1 protein-coding gene is annotated in these 949 nt (G+C 40.7%); it reads left to right on the top strand.

All coding sequences use genetic code 11. The features are described 5' to 3' along the window. Positions 1-422 precede the first annotated feature (422 nt). Positions 423-949, top strand: a 527-nt coding sequence (locus tag A3756_RS00600) for a MotA/TolQ/ExbB proton channel family protein (RefSeq protein WP_068552625.1), incomplete at its 3' end; no start/stop codon positions are given.

Raw genomic sequence — 949 nt, 5'->3', positions numbered from 1 at the left:
GATAGCATTGAACCTGTCCGGTTCCGACAGCAGATTCATTTTTCAAGGTTTTTGGAAGTCGATTCTCCGTCTTTCAAACCTCGATAGTGTAATGGAAAGCGTAAAACCTTGTAAATTTGTAGGGAATTTATGAGCGTGTCCCGGAATTCCTGGGTTGCTGTCTATACACTTGCAATCACATAGTCGTTCGTCAACAAGGAACGTGAACCTGTTCATACGTATTAAGGTGCAGGTAAAGACATAATGAAAATCAGCATTATAGCTGACGACAAACTCTGTTTTATTTCGTTGATGTTTATTTAGTCATCAACGCCGAACAATTACTTTGAATACAAAAAATAGATGCGGTAGCGATTCTATGAGCATTACGTACTCGTAGTATTTGCAAAACGCTTTAATTAGAACATTAAGGGGCACAAATCATGTTAGATACGATCTTGCGATTTTTTCAGGAAGGTGGGGCGTTTATGTACCCAATCGCAGTCGTTTTAGTAATCGGTTTAGCGATTGCTATTGAGCGTTTTATATATTTAACCGCAGCAAAGAACTCTAATAGAAATGCCTTTGATAAGGGGCTGTTACCGATTCTTAGAAAGCGCGATTACCCAAAAGCGCTAAAGTTTGCTAACGACTCACAGGCTGCTATTGCAGCAATTATGGGTGCGGGTTTAAGTCGTTTATTAAACAATGCTAACCGGGATGAAATTGAGTTCGCTATGGAAGAAGGCTTGATGGAAACACTTCCTCGCCTTGAAAAGCGTACACAGTATTTAGCGACATTAGCTAACGTATCTACCTTGCTTGGTTTGCTGGGTACTATCATTGGTTTGATTGCTGCGTTCACTGCAGTAGCCAATGCCGATCCAGCAGAAAAAGCTTCTCTTCTTTCTCAAAGCATCTCCGTTGCAATGAATACAACTGCTTTTGGTTTGATGGCTGCTATTCCTCT

The organism is Oleiphilus sp. HI0086 (genome assembly GCF_001635225.1).
Note: the sequence above shows the minus strand (reverse complement) of the source record. Positions and strands in the feature narration are given on the sequence as shown.